18 protein-coding genes are annotated in these 20,803 nt (G+C 61.7%); 9 read left to right on the top strand and 9 right to left on the bottom strand.

Annotation, left to right across the window (positions count from 1 at the left end):
* The first annotated feature begins 28 nt into the window (after nucleotides 1-28).
* The gene (locus R2855_04170; GenBank protein MEZ4530207.1) at nucleotides 29-1,108 is read left to right on the top strand and encodes a DUF362 domain-containing protein; all 1,080 of its coding nucleotides are present in this window, start codon (nucleotides 29-31) and stop codon (nucleotides 1,106-1,108) included.
* 16 nt (nucleotides 1,109-1,124) lie between these two features.
* On the opposite strand, the gene murI is transcribed toward R2855_04170, so the two are convergent.
* Nucleotides 1,125-1,943, bottom strand: coding sequence for a glutamate racemase (gene murI / locus R2855_04175; GenBank protein MEZ4530208.1), 819 nt, complete (start codon nucleotides 1,941-1,943; stop codon nucleotides 1,125-1,127).
* A 252-nt stretch (nucleotides 1,944-2,195) separates the two neighbouring features.
* Between murI and R2855_04180 the strand changes: the two genes are divergently transcribed.
* Nucleotides 2,196-2,744 (top strand): DUF1684 domain-containing protein, encoded by a 549-nt coding sequence (locus R2855_04180; protein MEZ4530209.1) that lies wholly within the window; start codon nucleotides 2,196-2,198, stop codon nucleotides 2,742-2,744.
* 212 nt (nucleotides 2,745-2,956) lie between these two features.
* Here the strand turns inward: R2855_04180 and R2855_04185 are convergent, their stop codons facing one another.
* Nucleotides 2,957-3,202, bottom strand: a complete 246-nt coding sequence (locus R2855_04185) for a hypothetical protein (protein MEZ4530210.1) — start codon at nucleotides 3,200-3,202, stop codon at nucleotides 2,957-2,959.
* Between the two features lie 348 nt (nucleotides 3,203-3,550).
* A complete protein-coding gene (locus tag R2855_04190; GenBank protein MEZ4530211.1) occupies nucleotides 3,551-4,066 on the bottom strand; it encodes a hypothetical protein in 516 nt (171 codons plus the stop codon).
* A 121-nt stretch (nucleotides 4,067-4,187) separates the two neighbouring features.
* Here R2855_04190 and R2855_04195 point away from each other — a divergent pair, with 121 nt between their 5' ends.
* Nucleotides 4,188-4,976 (top strand): TIGR00730 family Rossman fold protein, encoded by a 789-nt coding sequence (locus R2855_04195; GenBank protein ID MEZ4530212.1) that lies wholly within the window; start codon nucleotides 4,188-4,190, stop codon nucleotides 4,974-4,976.
* A gap of 254 nt (nucleotides 4,977-5,230) precedes the next feature.
* Nucleotides 5,231-7,681 (top strand): endopeptidase La, encoded by a 2,451-nt coding sequence (lon, locus tag R2855_04200; protein ID MEZ4530213.1) that lies wholly within the window; start codon nucleotides 5,231-5,233, stop codon nucleotides 7,679-7,681.
* 27 nt (nucleotides 7,682-7,708) lie between these two features.
* Here the strand turns inward: lon and recJ are convergent, their stop codons facing one another.
* Entirely contained in the window at nucleotides 7,709-9,451 is a 1,743-nt protein-coding gene (gene recJ, locus R2855_04205; GenBank protein ID MEZ4530214.1) for a single-stranded-DNA-specific exonuclease RecJ, read from the bottom strand.
* A gap of 187 nt (nucleotides 9,452-9,638) precedes the next feature.
* Between recJ and R2855_04210 the strand changes: the two genes are divergently transcribed.
* Genes R2855_04210 through R2855_04225 form a run of 4 tightly spaced genes read left to right on the top strand, consistent with a single transcriptional unit; the run spans nucleotide 9,639 to nucleotide 14,037 of the window.
* Nucleotides 9,639-10,826 (top strand): L,D-transpeptidase, encoded by a 1,188-nt coding sequence (locus tag R2855_04210; GenBank protein MEZ4530215.1) that lies wholly within the window; start codon nucleotides 9,639-9,641, stop codon nucleotides 10,824-10,826.
* Between the two features lie 9 nt (nucleotides 10,827-10,835).
* Nucleotides 10,836-11,336, top strand: coding sequence for a hypothetical protein (locus R2855_04215; protein ID MEZ4530216.1), 501 nt, complete (start codon nucleotides 10,836-10,838; stop codon nucleotides 11,334-11,336).
* A 14-nt stretch (nucleotides 11,337-11,350) separates the two neighbouring features.
* Nucleotides 11,351-12,931 (top strand): NAD(P)/FAD-dependent oxidoreductase, encoded by a 1,581-nt coding sequence (locus R2855_04220; GenBank protein ID MEZ4530217.1) that lies wholly within the window; start codon nucleotides 11,351-11,353, stop codon nucleotides 12,929-12,931.
* Nucleotides 12,928-14,037: a quinone-dependent dihydroorotate dehydrogenase gene (locus tag R2855_04225; GenBank protein MEZ4530218.1), complete on the top strand. Its 1,110-nt coding sequence runs from the start codon at nucleotides 12,928-12,930 to the stop codon at nucleotides 14,035-14,037. Before R2855_04220 ends, R2855_04225 begins: the two co-directional genes overlap by 4 nt.
* A gap of 18 nt (nucleotides 14,038-14,055) precedes the next feature.
* Here R2855_04225 and R2855_04230 read toward each other — a convergent pair whose 3' ends face one another.
* The 4 genes from R2855_04230 to R2855_04245 all read right to left on the bottom strand — a co-directional run bounded on the left by R2855_04230 (nucleotide 14,056) and on the right by R2855_04245 (nucleotide 18,059).
* Nucleotides 14,056-15,063 (bottom strand): decaprenyl-phosphate phosphoribosyltransferase, encoded by a 1,008-nt coding sequence (locus R2855_04230; GenBank protein MEZ4530219.1) that lies wholly within the window; start codon nucleotides 15,061-15,063, stop codon nucleotides 14,056-14,058.
* 46 nt (nucleotides 15,064-15,109) lie between these two features.
* Nucleotides 15,110-16,240: a hypothetical protein gene (locus R2855_04235; GenBank protein ID MEZ4530220.1), complete on the bottom strand. Its 1,131-nt coding sequence runs from the start codon at nucleotides 16,238-16,240 to the stop codon at nucleotides 15,110-15,112.
* An 862-nt stretch (nucleotides 16,241-17,102) separates the two neighbouring features.
* A complete protein-coding gene (locus R2855_04240; protein MEZ4530221.1) occupies nucleotides 17,103-17,606 on the bottom strand; it encodes a hypothetical protein in 504 nt (167 codons plus the stop codon).
* Nucleotides 17,607-17,693: 87 nt separating this feature from the next.
* A complete protein-coding gene (locus tag R2855_04245; protein ID MEZ4530222.1) occupies nucleotides 17,694-18,059 on the bottom strand; it encodes a hypothetical protein in 366 nt (121 codons plus the stop codon).
* A 22-nt stretch (nucleotides 18,060-18,081) separates the two neighbouring features.
* On the opposite strand from R2855_04245, the gene R2855_04250 reads away from it, so the two are divergent.
* Entirely contained in the window at nucleotides 18,082-19,173 is a 1,092-nt protein-coding gene (locus R2855_04250; protein ID MEZ4530223.1) for a PQQ-binding-like beta-propeller repeat protein, read from the top strand.
* A 15-nt stretch (nucleotides 19,174-19,188) separates the two neighbouring features.
* Here the strand turns inward: R2855_04250 and R2855_04255 are convergent, their stop codons facing one another.
* Nucleotides 19,189-20,727: a L,D-transpeptidase family protein gene (locus tag R2855_04255; protein ID MEZ4530224.1), complete on the bottom strand. Its 1,539-nt coding sequence runs from the start codon at nucleotides 20,725-20,727 to the stop codon at nucleotides 19,189-19,191.
* Between the last annotated feature and the right edge of the window lie 76 nt (nucleotides 20,728-20,803).

Raw genomic sequence — 20,803 nt, forward strand, 5'->3', positions numbered from 1 at the left:
CGACGATCGTTCATCACAGAGGAAACAGATGGCGAAACACGACTGGAACCGACCGGACACTGTCGTTCTTTACCGATCGACGGGGTCGTATCCCTACGCGACTGAGGATTTCACGCGCGCGGCGCGATCGATTCTCGATCTGCTCGAACCGGAGATCGACAAGCCCAAAGTCACCCTGAAACCGAACGTGGTGCATGGGGTGTCTCCAGATTCAGGTATCACGGTCCACCCGGGATTTCTGCGGGGTGTCGCGGAGTATCTGATCGAGTCCGGGATCGCGCCAGACGCCATTTCAGTAGCGGAAGGGGGCGGCGGCGAGGATAGCCGCGACATGCGCGAGCACTACGCGAACGTCGGGTTCGACGTATTGACCGACGAGCTTGGAGTGAACCTGGTCGACCTGAACGCGGACGACTATGTGCGGGTCGATATCCCCGAGGGGCGCGTTTTCAGGCAGATGCCGATTGGCCGAACCGTTTGGGATCCCGAGGCGTACTTCATCAACATCCCGAAGATGCGGACGCACAACTTCGGCATCACAACGATCAGCATCAAGAACTTGCAAGGCATCGTGGTCCCGCTCGAGGAGCGGCACATGTGCACCCTCTTTCCCCGTTACGATGGCGACCGAGGGGGGAACGGGCTGCGTGACGATGTGATCGATTCGCATGAACGCTGGGCGCACAAGATTTGCGATATCTCGTTGGCGCGCACGCCCGATCTCAACATCGTCGACGCGCTCGTTCCGCGCGACGGAACAGGGTTCCGTAATGGGAACGATCGGCCGATGGGTATCGCGCTTGCAAGCTCGAACCAAACCGCTGTCGACACGATCGGCACAGCGCTGATGGGCATCGATCCCGCAAATGTGACCTACCTGCGTGTAGCGGGCGAGCGGAACATGGGACCGAACCGCGTGAAGGACATCCGCGTGCTGGAAGTCATCGATGGCGCGCTCGTGGAACGTGATGGGATCGACGATCTGGTAGCGACCCCTCCATTCCGCGTCACGCTCTCGGAAACGCTGACGTATCAGACGTACGAGAACGTTGAATACAACCAGCCCGAGGAGGAATTGGTCCACGCCGCGATGCGCCACGACGCGTAGGTCAAGGGCGAACCGTTCACATTGTCGGGACGACGTGCTCCAATCCGACACGTTCCGAGTGAACGGGCATGCCGAGCAATACGCTCGCAATCGAATCGAACGCGGCCGGATCACCCGTCGTGAGGTAGCGGCACTCGCCGTTCCCGGTCGCGTTCGAACGCAATCCGGCGCGCCGCAGGACGGTTTCGGTTTGACGCGCAACCGGGGCGCCGCTCGAGACGATCGCCACGCTCGGCCCGACGATCTCAGCGATGGTTCCGGCCAAGAACGGATAGTGGGTGCACCCCAACACGACGACATCGCACCCACGGGCAAGCGGTCCCTCCAGGAGATCGCTCAAGCGATAGCGGATCTCCCGCCCATCACCACGCCCTGACTCGATGAGATCGACGAGACCAGACGCCGGAATCGTTTCGACCACCGCACCGGAGCCATGAACGTCGATGAGTTGCCGCAGTTTCTCCCCACGCGCAGTACGTGGTGTCGCGAGCACCGCAACCCGCTTCGATTTCGATCGGCGAACTGCAGGCTTCACAGCGGGCTCCAAACCGATGATGGGAGCGGAGTGTTTCTGCCGCAACGAGCCGATCGCGACCGCGCAGGCAGTGTTGCAGGCAATGACCGCGGCTTTGGCGCCCTGCTCGAAAAGTTCGCCGACCAGCAGATGCACGCGCTGCTCGATGGTCGCATCGTCCTTCTCGCCGTACGGGCAGAACGCCGAATCACCCAGGTAAACGAACGACTCCCCCGGCATCTGAGCGCGCAGCGCCCGGAGTACGCTCAACCCTCCTACGCCTGAATCGAATACCCCGATGGGATCGAGAGTCCGGATCACATATTCCCCCGCCCAGTTTCCCAAGTATGGGAACGTTCTGCGTTCGGTTAGCCTAGCATCCTCCGAGATGGCTCACAATTCGCGCAAGCCGCAGGCGCATGCAACCAGCAGATCCGGCTGCCATTTTTGCGCATGGATGCACAGCATCGCTCAGAGCGGCGGTTTCAGCAATGCGCGGTACATCCGATGGCAAGCGCCTACACTTGGATTTTCGCGATGGTGGCGCGAACACGTTTCAGGTTGGACACACGCATGGAATCCACAGCAAGCAACAAGCGACTCGACGACTTTCGCGCGCACAAAGACGACTATTTCGCCTCCGGAGCACACTCCCCGTTGGATCCAGCCGATCAAGTCGGATTCGAGGGGCTTGCGTACTTTCCGTACGATCCAGCCCTGCAGTTCGAGCTGGAGATCGAGCCGATGGACGAGCAAGGCTCTCCGCTCACGCTCGACACCAGCGACGGCCAGCGAGTCGACTTCATGATCGCCGGCAAGGTGCGCTTCCTGGTCGACAACGGCGAATATGAACTGACGCTGCTCAAGGATTACGATCGAGGGCGGTACTTTCTGCCCTTTCACGACGCCACCAATGGGTTGGAGACGTACAGCAACGGCCGCTATCTCGATCCACAGCAGAAACCGAACGGCAAGCTGACGATCGATTTCAACTACGCCTACAACCCCTATTGCGCCTATGCCGACGGATGGTCGTGCCCGCTGCCTCCCGAGCAGAACCGTCTGCCAGTCGAGCTGCGAGCCGGTGAGAAGACGTTCCGTCGCGACTCGTCAGGGAGATAATCCGCACGTACCACCCAGGGTTGCGTCACTTCCCAAGCCAACCGGCAACCGCTCTCGGCAACTGCCCAACAGTTGCGCGTCGGAAGCCACCGAGGACGCTGGCGACGGAGGGCAATGAGCAATTCGCGCGTTGAGCAATCCTGGCTGAGGCAACAAGAAAGGCGGCTATCGCCGCCCAATGGTCTCGAATCGGTGTAGCCCGGGGAGGATCCCTACCGGCGCCGTTCCATCCAGTCGTCGAGGAGTTCGGCCGATTCGGCAGCGGCATCTTCCCCGCAACCGATCGTGCGGCTCAACAGGGCACCAACCGCTTCTCGTTCCCAGCGAAAATACGCGCGTCGCAGTTCAGAATAGCGGCAGATCTCCGGTTCGAAGCGCAGGTCGGCCAGCACCCACATCCCCTGCTCGCGCTCGAGCATGAGCAATCGGCGACCGCATTGCCAAACGAACGGGCGCATATCACTCGAAAGCGATGCCTCCGCGGTCGTTGGCTCGACGGGCGTGTAGTCGTCGATTGGAGATTGAGGCTGAAGACACTCGGCGGCGCTGCAATCGCCAGTCGAGCGGGGTCGTGATTCGGGTTGACTATGGTCATCCACGGATGGAAGCTCCCCACGCTTGGAAGGGATCGCGCCCGAAGCGGTCGCCCGCGATCTCCTGCGCGCAACGCGCCTCCAATGACCGTGGTGCGGAGGATTCCGAACTGGGACACATCGAGGACCGAACGTCACGCACGAAGGGGAGCGTACCATTCCCGGTTCTCAGGTTTCAAGGCGGGGTCGACCAAAAATTAGCCTCTTCAAATGCTATGAGATCGTTATCACAGCCCGCTGAAGCTCGTTGGTTCCATCTGAGATGACGACCTCATATTCGCCATCTGGCCAGGGTTCGTCGCCAGTTCGCTCGATGTGGAACTCGATCCAGCCAGTCGTCCGATCCTGGTCGATGCGCATGGAAGAGTTCAGTGCATCGAGCGACGTGTCGTTGAAGAACCAGCTCGCCACCAGCTGCGAACCGGCCGGAAGGGATTCGATCGGGAAGACCGCGTAGATCGTCGTGTCGGTGAGCTTCGGCGCAAGGGCAATGGGGGCATTGGTCTCGGGCTGAATGACGCTCGTCCAAACGGCCTCGCCGATGCGTGGCGCTCCCGAGAGCGCGGTCGGCACGACCACAAGCGTCTCAGTCGGTTGAGGGGCAGCGGTAGGCTCCGTCTTGTCATCGTTACCCCCGCCGCATGCCACAAGGACGGCGCATGCCAAAATGATCGACAACGCCAGCAGGCCAAAGCGGCGTGAGATTTCGGACCGGACGAATGGGGGCAACCTGGCTCCTCGTGCGTGACAGCGTGTTGTGACTGGTCCCGACCGGTCTTCCAGGAGCGGCACACACGTCCGGGTTCCGAAAGAGTCTACCAATCAGCAACAGTACTGCCGGAGAAACACGATGACAAAGAAGCGCACGACGGTGATCGAGGAGATGGGCTGGATCGACAGTGACCATTCGGTCGCCAACCCAACCATAAATCGCGCTGTCTATCAGGGACGCCCGACCGACGATCAGATTCTCCTCGGCTGGTCGGCAGAGGACCGCGCGCTGGCGGGAGCCTTCACGCACACCGATCCTTGGCGCGTCATGCGCATCCAGGGCGAGGTCGTAGCCGGATTCGATGCGCTCGCGGAGATAGGCCCAGCCATCTCCGTCTTCGGTTCAGCACGCGTTGGCCAGGAGTCTCCGTATTTTGCGGCAGCGCGCGAAACCGGCAGAAAACTGTCAGAAGCCGGGTTTGCCGTGATCACGGGCGGCGGTCCCGGCATTATGGAGGCTGCCAACCAGGGAGCTATGGAAGCTGGCGGCTGCTCGATCGGGTTGAACATAGAGCTGCCACATGAGCAAGGGCTCAACTCATTCGTCAATCTTCCCCTGAACTTCCGCTACTTCTTCGTGCGCAAGCTGATGTTCGTGAAATACGCCGAAGGATTCGTCATCTTCCCAGGAGGGTTCGGGACGCTCGATGAGCTCTTCGAGGCGCTCACGTTGATTCAAACAGGAAAGCTCGACGACTTTCCCGTGGTGCTTTTCGGAACGGCGTTTTGGGATTCGCTACTCGACTGGATCGGCCGCGATCTGCTCGACAACAAACTGATCGTCGCTCGAGACCTCGACCGCCTGATCGTGACGGACGATGTCGACCAGATCGTGCAAACGATGCTCGACAGGCATAACAACCGGTAGCGAGAGCGTTCCGGGCCGATCGGCTGGTCAAGCCCCTATCGAGGGCTCGATGGCTGGCGGCAAGGTCATCCGGTTCGCCTGGCAAAGCGTACGTACACGCAGGCCTCAGGAGTGGTATCCTAGCCCAGCGGCCGCATCCAGGTTAGTGGTTCCGGGCCCCGTCGCGCTCCAGCGATTGCCTCTCGCACGTTCCACTGGGCAACCGCGACGCGCACGCTACGTACTGTCGCAATCGGCTGGGGGAGCCAACTTCGATGAGTCGTCACGAGCTGTATGCGCACCGATATCCGCTCTTGCCGCTCAAGAACGTCGTCATCTTCCCACGCAACATCGTCACCTTGCTGGTTGGGCGTCCCCGCTCCATTCAGGCAGTCGAAGAAGCGCTTTCCGGCAATCATCGGTTGGTCGTGACCGCGCATCGCGATGCGGACGCGGAGGATCCATCGCCCGACGATCTCTACTCGATCGGGTCGCTGGTCGATCTCGTATCCGTCGAACGGCAACCGAGCAACGCAATTCAGGTCGTGCTCGAAGGCAAGTCGCGCGTGCGCATCAGCCAGTTCGACACGGTTCGCCCCTACTTCACCATCGCCGCGGAAGAGCTGCGCGAGCCAAAGAACGATTCTCCCGACACGCGCGCGCTCATGCAGCACGTCCAGGAGCTTGCCAGCCGATACAACGACGCGCGTGAAAAGATGGCTCCCGAGATCCTGGATATGGTGCAACGCGCCACCGATCCGGGTCATCTTGCTGACCTTCTGGCGACTCAGATCGTCTCTGAGACCGGACGTCGGCAGCACTTCCTGGAGCTCGTCGAACCGATCAAGCGCCTCGAGGAGATCGCGGTCCACCTGGCCGAAGACCTGAATGTGGCCGAGCTCGAAAGCCGCATTCAGGATCGCGTGCGGGAGCAGGTCGAGAAACAGCAGCGCGAGTATTACCTCACCCAGCAGCTCAAGGCGATTCACGATGAGCTCTCTGGCGAGGGTGGCAACGAGCTCGACGGATTCCGGCAGAAGATCAAGAACAGCGGCATGCCCGCGGACATCGAAGACAAGATGCTTCGAGAGGTCGGACGTCTCGAACGCATGCCATCGGTGTCAGCCGAAGCGACCGTCGTTCGGACGTATCTCGATGTCATGCTCGCGCTCCCCTGGGCCGAGCAATCGGTCGATCGGCTCGACATCGACGAAGCCGAAGCGTTGCTGAACGAGGACCACTACGGTCTCGAGCAAGTCAAGGACCGCATCCTCGACTTCCTCGCCGTGCGCAAGCTGCGCACCGAAAACGGGATGAGCGATCGTGCCTCGTCCCAGATACTCTGCCTTGCTGGTCCTCCAGGGGTCGGCAAGACAAGTCTGGGCCGCTCGATCGCCGCTTCGATGGGTCGCAAGTTCGTGCGCGTCAGTCTCGGCGGCGTTCGGGACGAAGCCGAGATCCGCGGTCACCGGCGGACCTACATCGGCGCGATGCCAGGGCGCATCATCACGGCCATGCGCCAGGCCGAAACGACAAATCCAGTCATCCTGCTGGACGAGATCGACAAGCTCTCCGCCGATTTCCGTGGCGATCCCGCGGCCGCGTTATTGGAAGTGCTCGACCCTGAGCAGAATGCCCAGTTCACCGATCACTTCATCGATGCCCCGTACGATCTTTCGAAGGTCCTCTTTGTCACAACCGCGAACTATCTCCAGCAGGTGCCGCGTCCGTTGCGCGACCGCATGGAAATCATCGAGATCTCTGGCTACACCGAGGACGAAAAAGTCGAAATTGGCAAGCGATACCTCTTGCCACGCCAGCTCGTTTCCCATGGTCTCAAACCGGAGAATGTGGATCTGCCGCGCTCGTCCTGGAGTTTTCTGGTGCGTGGCTACACCCGTGAAGCAGGTGTGCGCGAGCTGGAACGCGAGATCGCCGCAATCTGTCGCAAGGTCGCGCGCGAGGTCGTTCGCGGGAAGCACACCGACGAGCCCATCAGCGTTGCATTGATCGAACACTATCTCGGTCCGCGGCATTTCCAGGTCGATCACGATCTTGGGGACAGCCAAGTCGGTGTTGCGATGGGACTTGGCACAACGGAGATCGGAGGCGAGCTCATTCCGGTCGAAGTCGCCACCATGCCCGGAAAAGGAACCCTCATCATCACCGGCCGTGCCGGAGATGTGATGCAAGAGTCGGCGCAGGCAGCGCTTTCCTATGCCCGCTCGCGTTCCGAGCAGCTCAGCATCCCGCTGAACTTCCGCGAAGTGCTGGACCTGCACATCCATCTGCCGGAGGGCGCGACGCCGAAAGACGGTCCCTCTGCTGGAATCACGATGGCGGCGGCGTTGATTTCTGCCCTGATGCGCCGTCCAGTGCGCAACGACACCGCCATGACCGGCGAGATCACCTTGCTCGGGCGCGTGCTTCCGATTGGTGGCGTGAAGGACAAGGCACTGGCAGCGCATCGCCACGGCATCAAGCGACTGATTCTCCCGGAAGAAAACCGGCGCGAGGTGATTCGCATCCCGGAGAACGTCCGGCGCGACATGGAGTTCATCTTCGTCGAGTCGATGGATCAGGTGATCGCGGCGGCCATCCTCTTCGAATCCGATCGGGAGATTTCGCGCAATGGACGGCACGAGCCCGATCGGCTCGAGTCGGAACGCCCGGCGTACCCGGCCACACAGATTCCGGCCTCGGGCCCGATCATCTCGGATCTCTAGCGCCGGAACGACAGTTTCACTGCTCCCTCACGAGAGCGGCGACGCCTGCGCGGCGCGAAAGTCCTTCACCAGGACATCAAGCTTTGGACCATTCCATTCGCCTTCCCCCAGCGTGAAGGCAAGATCGATCGCACGCGCGCCGACCAGTTCACGCGAACGTGACGCGGCATTGAAGAAGACTGCTCGCACCGGCCGACCATTGCCAACTGTGAGACTGAGATGCGCTTTGGTTTGACCTATGGCGTCGTATTTCTGGAGTCTCACATTGCGAAGCACGAACACGGGCTCCTCGTTGCCAGGGCCAAACGGCTCCAACGTGCGCACCAGGCGAGCGATCTCGAGATTCAGATGCTTTTCCTGCAACTCGGCATCCAGCTGCAACGAGGGCATGATCGCTGGCGTCCGTTCCGCTGCAAGCTCGGTCAACTGATCGATCAAGCGCGAGACGTTGCCAGATTCGAGGCTCAGGCCTCCCGCCAGGCGATGGCCGCCGTGCGTCCGAAGCAACGGCGCGCAGTTCGCAAGCGCTCGGGCAACATCGAATCCTTCGGGGGAGCGCATCGAGCCCCGCAGGATTCCATCTTCTTCCACGAGAACGACGGCGGGACGATCATGCGCCTCAGACAGCTTGGCTGCAACGATGCCCAACACTCCTGCCTGCCATCCTTCGGACTGGACCACCAGCACGGGATGCGACTGCCAGGTCGGGTCGCGCTGCAGCAAGCGTTCGGCGTCACGTGTGATCTCGTCCGTTGCTCGTTTGCGCCGTGCGTTGAGTTCCTCCAGCTGGAGCATCAACCCCTGAGCAACGCCGAGATTGGGCGCAAGCAATAGGTTCAGGGCCAGATTCGGGTCTCCCATTCGACCCGGGGCGTTCAAACGCGGCGTGATCCGAAACGACACGTCCGTGGAGCTCACTCGGGTGAGATCGACGTTTGCCGCGCTCGCGAGTGCGGCCATGCCGGGGCGCGTCTCCTGCGCCAGTCTTCTCAGCCCCTCACGGACGAGCACACGGCTCGCTCCGGTCATCGTCGAAACATCACCGATGAGACCGAGCGCGGCGAGATCCAGATACGACTCGGCGCCGGCATCATCGTCCGCTACACGGAGCCCTGCATCTTCGAGCGCAGCCACCAACTGCCATGTGAGCCCGGCCGCGGAAAGCTCTTTGTAGACTCCGCCCTCCGGACGATAGGCGGACACGACGATGGCGTCTTCCGGGCCGCTATCGCGCATCTGATGGTGGTCGACGATGACCACCTCCATCCCGAGCGCGCGAGCATACGCCACCTTCCCATGATCGGCGCTGCCACAGTCGAGCGCGATCAGGAGATCGATGTCTTTCTCGAGAAACTCTTCGATTGCGGCTCCGCTCAGACCATAGCCTTCGGCGCGAGTTGGCAGACGAACAGTGGTGCGGTCACCAGCGCCCGCCGCAAAGAGCGCCAGGAAAAGCATCGCTGCCGACGTCGTCCCGTCGACGTCGTAATCTCCGAAGATTCCGATCCGCTCACCATTGCGAACGGCTGCAGTAATCCGGTCGACCGCGCGCCCGAAGTCTGGCAATAACGACGAGTCGATCGATTCATCGATGCGCGAATTCAGGAAAGTATCGGCTGTCGAACGGTCGCGGATCCCCCGCCGGTAGAGCAACGCGTGGGCAAGCTTGTGGTCGTGGATGGGGTCGATACCAGGCGGCACCGGCTCGGGATCGATCCAGGATTTCGGCCGCGCGCGGGGATCGATCTGGGCAAATCGGCTCGAAGGCATCTCAGCTTGTTCTCAGACGGGATCAATAGGGCGAACGTACGTATGGACGGCGTTTCCATCGACAACTATAGTGGTTTCCGTGGCATGGGCCCGCAGCTCGAGCGGATCGAGAAGACGCACTCGCACGCGCCTCCTCTGGCTACCCGTTCGACATGACCATACGCACGGTATTGCAAAGGGGGTACCTGTGCGACCCGCATCCTTTCGTGTCCGAGTGCTTGCAGTCGCTCTGACAATTGCTGGATTGTTGCTCTCCTCGAACGCTGCGTCGAGTCTGGCGCAAGAATGGTCGCCTCCGCGCACCGTCTGGGTGGCGGACGCCGGGCATACGCTCGATGGATATTTCCTCGATCTGTGGCGAGAGTATCCCGAGCTCATGGGACAACCGATCACCGAGGAGTGGGAGTCCCCCATCGAGGTCGAGGGCTTCGGGCGAGCAGATCGATTCGTCCAATATTTCGAGCACATGGCCATTGTCTACGTGGAAGAGGGCGCGGACCAGGAGGAACAGGTTCAGGTTCTTCCCCTCGGGCAGGAAGCCGTCGAGCGCGATGCTGCTGAGCTTGCCAAGCATTCCCTGCCTTCTTCCGCCACCTGTGGAACGCTGGCTGCGACCGCATGTCTGGAGTTCAAATCGACCAGCCACACGATACGTGGCGGGTTCCTGACCTACTGGAATGACCACGACGGAGTCCGATTGATCGGCGATCCGCTGACCGAGGAGTTCGTTTCGAGCGACGGATACACCACACAGTACTTCGAAAAGATGGTGCTGCGCTGGAAAGACGGTCTCGCGGTATCACCGCGCGCTGTCGGCTCCGAATCGGCAAGAGCGCAGAAGCTCCCGACTGAAAAGATCCACCAGCCGAACGCGGTTCCGGTCTATGACGAGACGCTTTTTGTCGAACCCAAGATCGATCCATCGCAGGTCGTTCCGGGTGGAGAACCGGTGGTCGGTGTTGGCGCCATGGACGCCGGGCCGGGACCGCAGCAAGGCGCGTTCAAGGAGATCGTCGTTTCGGTCGGACGCCAGTCGCTTTGGGCATACGAGAACGGAAAGCTCGTCACGGCTACCCTGGTGAGCACCGGCACCGCCGAGGTGAAGGAAACGACTACGCCGGTCGGCCAATACACCATTCTCACCAAGTTCCAGAAACAGACGATGCAGGGTGTCATCAACAACGAGGCGTACAAGGTCGAGGATGTCCCATGGGTCATGTACTTCGACAATCTCGGCAACGCGTTGCACGGCACCTACTGGCATGATAATTTCGGGCAACCAATGAGCCACGGGTGTGTCAACTTGCCAATGAATGTTGCGCAGTACCTCTACACGTGGGCGCCAGAAGGCACGGCCGTTTCGATCATTCCTTAAGCGACTGAGATGACCGACACCGACCCGTTTAGCCCCGTCGAATGGACGATCCTCACGGAGCTCCCTATCCGTGTGCTTGCGTCCGCCATGCGCGCGGACAAGTCCGGCGAATTGGGATTGCTCCTCCAGCAAGCCACCGGATTGACCGAGCTCTCATCGCGCGCGAACGAATACGCGTCCAGCCCGCTCGTTCACCGGGTCTTCGAGCACTACAAGAATCATGGCGATGGCGAAGCGCAGACGTTGCAGCTGAGCGAGCAGTGGATCGAGCGCTTGATTCCCGACACGTTCGAACGCGCTCGACAGGCGGCCGAGATCCTGGCCGCCAAAGCCGATCCAGACGATGCCGCCGCCTACAAGCTCTGGTTGATCGAAACGGCCACCGCCGTTTGCGCGGCCGCGCGTACCGGCGGGTTCCTGGGGTTCGGTGGCGAACGCATCAGCGAGAAAGAGCAGGCCTACCTCGACGAACTCGCAGTCGCATTCGAGATTCCGGCCGAGATCGAATAGAGGGGATACGCAGCATGGGGCAACCGGAACGATACGACGCAATCGTGGTCGGATCGGGTCATAACGGGCTTATCACGGCTGGCTATCTCGCGCAGTCAGGCAAGCACGTCCTCGTGTTGGAACGGCGCGACATCATCGGCGGCGCTGCCGTGACCGAAGACACGTTTCCCGGCTACCGGCTCTCGACCTGCTCATATGTCTGCAATCTGCTGCTGCCCGAAGTGGTCGACGATCTGCAACTCGTGAAGTACGGGTACCACGTGCGGCCATTCGAGCCGACCTACTTCGTCCCGTTTCCCGATGGCGACTACTTCATGACCTTTCTGGACGGAGACCGAACACGCGAGCAGATCGCCCGGCACTCGAAAAAGGACGCTGACGCGTATGGCCACTACTGGGCGATGTGGGATCGCATCCTGGACCGGATGCAGCCGCTCATACGCCGTCCGGCGCCCACAGAGGCCGAGATCGCGGCAGCGTTTGCTGGCCCCGACGGCAAGGAGGATTGGAAGATCCTGACCGAGACGAGCATCGGCGACTTGCTCGACCGGTATTTCGAGTCGGACAAGGTCAAAGCGCCATATGCCACCGGGGGTGTGATCGGAGTCAACGCTGGTCCACGCGATCCTGGCACTGCCTATGTCAAGTTCCATCATTTGATTGGATCGATCGATGGGCACCAGGGCGCATGGGGTTTTGTGCGCGGAGGCATGGGCTCTATCACGCAGGCGCTGGCGCACGCCTGCCGGGACCGCGGTGTCGAGATTCTGACCTCGGCTGAAGTCGAAGAAATCGAGCTCTCGAATGGCGCCGCGACCGGCGTTCGTTTGTCCGATGGGCGACGCTTTGCTGCGCCAATCGTCGTCTCGAATGCCGATCCCCATCGCACCTTCCTCGGCATGGTGGGCGCCTCGCACTTGCCGGCCGACCTGGTCGCCGGGATCGAGCAGATGCGCGTCAAGGGGTCGGTCGTCAAGCTGTTGGTCGGCATGGGAGAGTTGCCCGATTTCACCGCGATGCCAGGGAAAGAGGTGGGCGTTCAGCACACCGGCGGAATCGTCATCAATCCATCGATCGACTACCTCCAGGCAGCCTGGGAAGACTGCCAACGGGGCAATCCGTCGCGGCTCCCATTCATGGATATCTACATTCAAACCGCCACCGAGGACGGCACCGGGCTCGCTCCATCGGGTAAGCACACGTTGAGCGCCTTCGTGCAATACGCACCTTATGACCTGGCTGAAGGCACCTGGGACGAGCGGCGCGCGGAGATTGGCCAGACCATTGTCGACACGATTGCCGCCTACGCTCCCAATTTCCCGGGCGCGATCGAGTACATGCAAGTGCTGGGACCACCCGACATCGAACGGATCGTCGGTATCACGGGCGGGAATATCTTCCATGGCGAGATCATGCCGGACCAGATGTTCGGCAACCGGCCGGTCCCGGGATACGCCGACTATCTGACGCCAATCGACGGACTCTATCTCTGTGGCAGCGGGGCGTGGCCGGGCGGCGGGGTCTTCGGCGCGCCTGGACGCAATGCCGCATTGCGCATCCTGGGCGCCTTCGGCGATCCGGCCGTTCGCGCATGAGCGCGTGCGATCGGGCGCTCGATTCACTCTATCGACTGTCCAAATCCGGGCTTTTCCACCTCGACCCGGAGCGCGTTCACGATCGGGCGATCCGATCGCTCGCTCGAACGTCGCGACGTACGCTGCTTCTGAACGCCCTCTTCCTGTGCGCGCCGGAGCCCGATCCTCGCCTGGCGGTACAGATCTTCAACCAGGAGCTCCCCTTGCCCCTTGGCATCGCAGCCGGGTTCGACAAGAACGCGGTCGCCTTTCCAGCGCTCCTCGCCCTTGGCTTTGGATCGGTCGAAACAGGAACCGTGACGCCGCTCCCGCAGTCCGGGAATCCTCGGCCGCGTGTCTTCCGCCTTCCGGAGGATCGCGGGCTCATCAACCGCATGGGGTTTCCCAACAATGGCGTCGAGTCGGTGGTCAACAATCTGATCGCGCTTCGGCAGCCGAGCAGGCTTGTGGGCTGCAACATCGGTCCCAACAAGGCATCGGTGGAGGAAGGTCGCGCCCCCGAGGACTTTGCACGGTCATGGAGGCGTGTCGCTCCTTATTGCTCGTACGTCGCCGTGAACATCTCGTCACCGAATACCCCCGGGTTGCGCTCGCATCAGCGTGCTGATGCGCTGGATGCAATCCTGCTGGCCGTGCGGCGCGAACGCAACGCGCGGCAACATCGCCCGTTGGTGCTCAAGATCTCACCCGATCTCTCCGACGATGAGCTCGAGGACGTCGTCTCGGTTGCGTTGAAGCACCGTGTCGACGCGATTGCGGCGACGAACACGACCCTCGATCGGCCAGCCACTTTGCGATCGGCCCATGCGCGGGAGTCGGGAGGACTGAGCGGGGCGCCACTTGCGCAACGCTCAGCCGCGATCGTGCGACAGTTGGTGCGCCTTGTCGATGGCCAGGCGCTCGTCATCGCAGCAGGCGGCATCTTCACCGGACGGGACGTCCTGTCCGCGATCTCCTCAGGTGCGTCCTTCGCGCAGACCTATACCGGGTTCATCTACAGGGGTCCGGCAATGCCGGCGCTGGTGCAGCGGGAAATGCTGGACCTCATGGAAAAGCACGGCATCCCGGATCTGACCCAGTTGCGCGGTTCTGGCTTTCAGCTGTAGTCCAGGTCGGGACCAGGTTCAGCTCCAGTAGAGAATCGCTCCGCTGGCAATCGCCCAGAGGACGATCGAGAGCTGCGTCGGACGATCGTGCATGAGCAAGAGCTCAGGGCTTCCACCGAGATGCTCCTTGTAGATCAGGAAGAGGTAGCGGAAGACCGCGTACAGGACGATCGGGATCGTCAGCATCATGGCATGGTTGTCCGGAAGCGCCGGTGAGGTGAACGTGTACACCGAATAGGCAACCACCGCCGCGGACGAAGTGACCGCGATGATCTGATCCAGCAATGGAACGGAATAGGCGTCGAGATTCGCCCGGTGCTGGCTGGCCGAATCGCGCAACATCAGGATTTCGTGCCGGCGCTTGCCAAATCCGAGCATCAGCGCCAGTAGCATCGAACAGATGTAGAGCCAGGGCGAAATCGGGACATCGATCGCAACCGCTCCCGCGGCAGCCCGCAAGACAAACCCGATCGAGATCATGATTACATCGAGCAGAACGACCTTTTTCAGCCCGAACGAGTACGAAACCATCAATCCGAGGTAGGCCACCACCACCAGCGCCAGCTTGGGGTCGATCAGATATCCGCCAACGAGCGAACCTGCGGCGAGCACAATCGCCATGATGGACGCGGTCGAGGGGCTGACCTGTCCAGACGCGATCGGGCGCATCCGCTTGACCGGATGATGCGCATCCTGGTCGCGGTCCCGAATGTCGTTCAGCAGGTAAATGGCGCTGGACGCCGCACAGAACACCACAAAGGCGCCGACCGCCTGCACGAACCGCCCGAAGTCGAAAACATTGAGCGAGAAGAGCAACGCCGCAAAGACGAGCAGGTTCTTCGACCATTGCACCGGCCGCAGGGCGCGAAGCAGCGGCGGAAGATGGCGTCCCGGTTCGACCAGCTCACGCTCGGCTGGCAGCGCCAAAGTTGCCGGGGCGATGATCTCGCCCTCGCTTTCATCGACCTGAAGCACGGGGTCGCCTGGTAGCGGGCGGATTGCGTGCTGATCTGACGGAACGGCCATCGCCGGCGAGCCTTTGCTTTCCCTGGTCGAGCGCGCGATGCGCTCGTTACTGGTAGATGATCAAGTCCGGCTGCGGGTCGAGTCCCAGGACTTCCTCGGGTGTCATGATCGGGGCATCCTGTCCGTTGTACCAGAGCTTGAAGCCATGGAAGTCGAACGCTTCTCCCCCGGTGAGCAGGGCGTAGGTCGCGCGCTTCTCGTCGGGAGAACCGAACCCGTCGACCTCCAGCACGAACTGAACTCCCGGGATCTGGGTAATCGTTTCGCGATTGCTGATCGATGACTCCGTGAACTGATGGACGATCAGCAACTTGGGAGGTAGCCCGTTCTCTTCCGAGATACGGGCGAGTTCCTGTTGGGCGTAGAGCACATCGGCAGCGTCGATACTGCCAATCACCGTGCCGGGAATCTCGCCCTCGTCGACCGCGAACTCGGGATCGAGCGCAAGCTGGACGTGCGGATACTTGAGATACGGCTCCATGGCCGCGACTTCCTGCTGCACGGTGCGACGTCCGAACTGGACGTCCAGAATGAGCAACATGTCGTTCGCAGCTGTGAAATCGATGTACTCCTGCAACAGATCCTCGCCGATGTAGGCCAGATGATCGCCATCCTCACCCTCATATTGCTGCGCAACGGACGCAATGACCTCGAATGCAAGCTTGTACGGACGATCGTCGATCGCCTCGTACTCCGCCGCCTGCGCTTTCAGCTTGTCGAGCAGTGTCTGCATATCGTACTCGCCAAGCACCCCCATGTTGACTTCGCCTGGGAAGCCGTAATAGGAGAGAACCCGGTACGCGGGAAGCAGGTAGTCACCTGTCACCACAACTGTCGGAGCTGAGGTCGGCGAGATCGGTATGGTAGTGGGAGGGAGAGTCGATTCCACCATCACCGTTTCGGTAGGAACAGCGTCAGCGTCCTCGGTGGCGTTGGGCTGTTGCGCCACGTCTGTGGCTGCCGGTCCGCTCGACGTCTCGGTTGGAGTCGAAACCACGGCCGCGATGGCGGTCTCCTCCGGCAGCGGAGTCGTTCTGACACCACCGGAGTGCCGGAATGGCAGGATCAACAGGATCAGCAGTCCGACCAGCAGACCAGCCAACACCCGCTCGGAAGGAATCCAGTCGGGAAGTCCGCGACGCTCGGGCTCTTGCCGGGGTTCGGTTGGTGTTCGCAACCATTCCTGCGAGAATGGCTTTGGACCGGGGGTGCCCCCGGATTGCGTTGACCGGCGCAGCGGCAAGAAACGATGCCTCCTGGCGTCGTCGGCAGTATCGGCCGGCAACTGATGCGCGGCAAACTCCCCCCGTTTCGGCGCACAGCAGAATCGCCTGCTCGTACGTTCGCGAGGAACAGTTCGATGCAAGCATAGAGATGCCATGCCGCTTGTCAAGCACAGAAAGGATATCTGCGCTGCAAATCCATCGCTTCTGCGCGTAAAATAGCCAACTGCACATGAACGAGTGAGCACTTGAACCGATTGCGCCCGCAATCCGATCGGTTCGACCGGTGGCTGGCCGGGCTCGATCCGTGAGGTTCGGTTTGAATCGTACGAACGCAATTGTGGCCGCTGGCGCGTTGCTCGCCAGTTTGATCCTCGCGCTCCTGCTGACAAGATCATCGTCGCAACCTGAAGAGCTCGTTGTCACCGTGGCGCCGAGCGTGCTCACTCAGGTTGTCGCCGACCGCATGGCAACGTCGATCGCGAGCCCCACGAGCATCGCATCGCCTGACGCCGATTTCCTTCTTGTCGATACACCCGAAGTCGCCGATTCACCGGCAGCGGGAGCATCCCCGGCGAGTCCGCCGAGCGAGGGGAGCGCGGTGGCATCGCCTCGAGTGGCATCGCCATCTGCAGTGGTGAGCGCAACGGTCGCATCAGCGGCATCTCCGGACAGCGGCCCCTCTGCGGCGTCGTCATCCAGTCCGATCGCGTCACCTGCCTCTGAATCGAATACTCCAGCAGCAGCCGGAACATCCGAAGCCAGTCCGACAAGCAGCTCTCAGGCGGCGGTGGCTCCGATCGACCAGACTGCGACTCAGTTCGCAACCAACTTGCGCGCGACCCAATCTGCGCCAACATCCACGCCAACGTTGACACCCACCACGGCTCTGACCGAAACCTCAACGGTCACCTCGTCACCGACCCTGACCGCCACCCCCGAACCGAGCGAAACTCCGTCACCGACAACCACTGGCACATCGACTCCCTCGCCGACGAACACCGCGACAGTCACTGCGAGCGCCACCGGCACCGCCACCTCCACGGCCACCCGGACGGCATCGGCAACTCCGACGAACTCAGCGACTGCGACGTCGACTCCGGAGGACACCAGCACGCCAACCTCGGAGCCAACAGAGACCGCCACCGGCACATCCACGCCTCGACCAACGGATACTTCGACCGCAGCACCGTCCGAAACGGCGACGCCAGAACCAACAGAAACCGAGACGCTCGAGCCAACGAAGACGCCCAGCCCGGCGCCAACCGACACCAACACTCCGGAGCCGACCCACACCTCGACGCCGGAGCCAACAAACACCGCGACGCTCGCGCCCTCCGGAGACCAGCACGTCCACGAGCACGGCGACGTCGACCGCCACGCTGACACCGACTGTCGAGCCGACATCTACTGAAACGCCAGAGCCGACTCAGACCGCCACCCCGGAGCCGACCGAACCGCGCGACCGAAACGCGCGACCGATACCCCGGCGCCGACGAACGGCGCGATCCGAAACCGGCCGACCGAAACCCCGGCGCCGGAACCGACGGAAACGCAAACGCCCGAGCCCACAGCAACCGAAGCGCCTTCCAGCACGGCGACTCCCGAGCCGACGGAAACGTCTGTTCCGACCGAAACATCGACCCCGGAGCCGTCTGCCACTCCAGCGCCAACCGAGACTCCGACCGCCGCGCCAACTGACACACCCGTTCCCACGGAGACGACCACACCGGAGCCGACTGCTACTCCGGAGCCGACCGAAACCTCAACCATCGCGCCGACCTCGACAGAGACGATGACTCCCACGATGGAAGCGCCAGTGGTGCCAATTGCCACCCTGACACCGACGACGGTGGCGGTGACCGAGAACACACTCTATCGGGGTGACCTGGCGCGAACCGGCGTGATGGACGGCGCCGGACTGGGAAGTTCCGTGCAGATCGCCTGGTCGGTGCAACTGGATGAGCCATCATACGCATCGCCCATCGAGGCAAGCGGTCTGGTGTTGGTCGGTGGCGACGACGAGACCATGCATGCGCTCGACGCTGAGACAGGCGACACGGTCTGGGAATATCGCGCGAGCGACGAGATCTCGTCGTCTCCCGCAGTGCAGGACGGCATCGCCTACTTTGGTTCGTTCGACGGGGTGTTCCACGCGATCGATGCGTCGAATGGCGCCGGGATGTGGACCTTCGCCGCCGGATCAGAAATTCATTCCTCCCCAGCTGTCGTCGACGGGCTGGTGATCTTTGGGACCTATGGAGGAACGCTCTTTGCGCTCGATGCATCCTCCGGCGCGGAAGTGTGGCGCGTCGAAACGGTCGAACGCATCACCTCGTCACCGGCGATCGTCGATGGCATCGCCGTCTACACCGATGCAGGCGGCGTGGTCCGCGGGGTCTCGGTCGCGGATGGCACGGTGATTTGGAGATTCGATTCGCCAGGATCGTTCTTTGCGACACCGGCGGTCAGCGAAGGGATCGCCGTCATTGGGGACTTCGTTGGAAACATCACCGCGATCTCAGCCGCTGACGGCACGGTGATCTGGCAGAACTTCATCGATTCGGTGATCTACTCCTCGGCCGCGATCATGGAAGGAACGGTCTACATCGGCGCGGACGATGGCAACATCTACTCCTACGATCTCTACTCTGGGTCGGAAAACTGGCGGTTGCCAACCGGCGGCGAAGTTCGTACCTCGCCGGTCGTCGCGGGTGATCAATTGGTCATCGGAAGCTACGACGGCACTGTCTACGGCATCGACCGGTTCTCTGGCTCAGTGCTTTGGAGCCAGCAGGTGGGAGCGAGCGCCTCGACGCTGGTAGTCGGGGAAACAGTCTACGCCGTCTCGGTCGACGGACGGATCGTGGCAATTACGAACACCTGAAGCGTTTGACCGCGTTCAGTCTTTGTGAATGATGATGGGCGTGCCGACGTCGGCCCAGTCCCACATGAAAGCCGCATCGTCGAGCAACACGTTGAGACAACCATGGCTCCCGGGACGTCCGATCGTCTCCGGCGTGCGCCACCACGCATAGTGGATGGCATGTCCCTCATCGGTGAAGTACTGGGTATAGAGAACATCTTCGAGCTTGAAGAAGTGTTCCGCCCCGATGGCGCCGCTGGTCATGGTTTCGTTGGCTTTCCGCCAGGTGATCGCGTACTCGCCTGGCGGCGTCTCCCAGCCAGCCATTCCACTGGTGGTCACGACCACGCGCACCGGATCACGATCCTCATAGAGCGTGATGAGTTGCTGTGTGAGATGCACATCGATCCATCGGCCGGTCTTGGGCGCGTTCTTCGGCAATGGGGTCGGCAAAACCGGTGCGTTCCGTCCCACATTGCGGGCGTAGATGTATCCCTCGCCCTCCAGCTTCGCCCATTCATCCGCGCCAGAAAAGAGCTCCTCCCCCTTGACCCAATCGACGACAACAATCTGGCTGTGGTCCAGCTTCAGATCGATCGCTTCCGATTGCGTGGTGGGGTCGGCTCGCACATTCGTGTCGCCCAGGGTAGCGCCCTGCCAAACCTTGGGGTTCCAGTCTTTGGGATCGATGGTCGGCAGCGGCGGCGGGTCCTTGAGATACTCGGACGACACCCAGCCCGAATAACCGTCCGCGTAGCCACCAACCCACGCGGCTTTGGCATCGTCGGCGATGATGAACTCAGCTGCATCAGGCAGCAGCTGGACGATCTCGTCATTCGTGCTCGGTCCAGCGCGAAGCCTCAGTCCCTCGGGCGCGTCGATCAACCTCGTGACCCCGCCCATGGGGGGTGCGGGTGGGAACGACGGATCGCCTGATTCGACCAATGCCAGATTGACCGCTTCTCCGATACTTGCGAGCCGGACATCGTTTTCCCCGTGATCGACGAGCACCGCCCGTTGGAAAACCTGGGTGGTCTTGCCGCTCGTCTCATCGTTGTACGGTTCGCTCATCGGCATCCCGAGCACAGCGAGGTCGCCGACGTTTCCCCAATAGGAGTTGAAACGTCCGCTGACACTATGCCCGGTTTCCGGAAAATACTGACAGAAGAATGCGTCATCGGGGCACGCACTGATGCGTTCGAGCGCAGTCCTGGGCGCGTAGGATGTGATGAAATCATCTGACAGGAGCACACCGGCAACATCGCCCGGCGGTGTTCGCGACGGGTCGAGCAGCAAAGTGATCCCTTCGAAACTCTGGACGATGCCGACCCCGTCGCGAAAACCCTCTTCGGAGATCGGCTTGCCAACCGCCTTTTCGCCACCCAGGGTCGTCCACTGCGTCAGGAACGACCCGCGCAGGTTATGTCCCGTTTCGGCGAAATAGAGCCCTGAGCCGGTTTCCTGCGCTGCTGCAACACCGTGTCCCTTTCCCACTCCCGTCGCCGACAACGCGACAATCGGCGCATGCGCAAACAGGCGTCGACGCGAAATGCGGAATCGAGACAATATCGACATGATGTTTCCAACGCGGGAGAGCTCGGCCGCTGAGGGGACGGCAATCGGTAGACTGGGACCATTCGATACGGTCCGT

This window comes from Thermomicrobiales bacterium (assembly GCA_041390825.1).
Classification (GTDB): domain Bacteria; phylum Chloroflexota; class Chloroflexia; order Thermomicrobiales; family UBA6265; genus JAMLHN01.

Bases quoted from the DNA above. Each gene is read 5' to 3' on its own strand.
- R2855_04170 (MEZ4530207.1), top strand. From the start codon at position 29: ATGGCGAAACACGACTGGAACCGACCGGACACTGTCGTTCTTTACCGA.
- R2855_04180 (MEZ4530209.1), top strand. From the start codon at position 2,196: ATGGAATCCACAGCAAGCAACAAGCGACTCGACGACTTTCGCGCGCAC.
- R2855_04185 (MEZ4530210.1), bottom strand. From the start codon at position 3,202: ATGCGCCCGTTCGTTTGGCAATGCGGTCGCCGATTGCTCATGCTCGAG.
- R2855_04195 (MEZ4530212.1), top strand. From the start codon at position 4,188: ATGACAAAGAAGCGCACGACGGTGATCGAGGAGATGGGCTGGATCGAC.
- lon (MEZ4530213.1), top strand. From the start codon at position 5,231: ATGAGTCGTCACGAGCTGTATGCGCACCGATATCCGCTCTTGCCGCTC.
- recJ (MEZ4530214.1), bottom strand. From the start codon at position 9,451: ATGCCTTCGAGCCGATTTGCCCAGATCGATCCCCGCGCGCGGCCGAAA.
- R2855_04215 (MEZ4530216.1), top strand. From the start codon at position 10,836: ATGACCGACACCGACCCGTTTAGCCCCGTCGAATGGACGATCCTCACG.
- R2855_04220 (MEZ4530217.1), top strand. From the start codon at position 11,351: ATGGGGCAACCGGAACGATACGACGCAATCGTGGTCGGATCGGGTCAT.
- R2855_04225 (MEZ4530218.1), top strand. From the start codon at position 12,928: ATGAGCGCGTGCGATCGGGCGCTCGATTCACTCTATCGACTGTCCAAA.
- R2855_04230 (MEZ4530219.1), bottom strand. From the start codon at position 15,063: ATGGCCGTTCCGTCAGATCAGCACGCAATCCGCCCGCTACCAGGCGAC.
- R2855_04245 (MEZ4530222.1), bottom strand. From the start codon at position 18,059: ATGGTTGAGGTTTCGGTCGGCTCCGGAGTAGCAGTCGGCTCCGGTGTG.
- R2855_04250 (MEZ4530223.1), top strand. From the start codon at position 18,082: ATGACTCCCACGATGGAAGCGCCAGTGGTGCCAATTGCCACCCTGACA.
- R2855_04255 (MEZ4530224.1), bottom strand. From the start codon at position 20,727: ATGTCGATATTGTCTCGATTCCGCATTTCGCGTCGACGCCTGTTTGCG.